The sequence below is a fragment of the Chryseobacterium sp. CH25 genome, from assembly GCF_004119455.1.
GTDB lineage: Bacteria > Bacteroidota > Bacteroidia > Flavobacteriales > Weeksellaceae > Chryseobacterium.
In genome coordinates, this window is record NZ_NRQT01000207.1 from 1 (window position 1) to 210 (window position 210).

The 210-nt window shown below is 37.1% G+C and carries 1 pseudogene; it reads left to right on the forward strand.

The features are described from left to right. A pseudogene (locus BOQ64_RS24370) lies at positions 1-210 on the forward strand (hypothetical protein); the annotation flags it as partial.

The window sequence follows — 210 nt, forward strand, 5'->3', positions numbered from 1 at the left end:
AAGGCGGCTTTATTATTTTCGAAGCTTTCAGTAAAAAGCATCTTGATTATGTCACCAAAAATGAAAAAGTAGGTGGAACCGAGACGAGATTAACGGATCAATACGTTCGTAAAGGCGGCTTTATTATTTTCGAAGCTTTCAGTAAAAAGCATCTTGATTATGTCACCAAAAATGAAAAAGTAGGTGGAACCGAGACGAGATTAACGGATC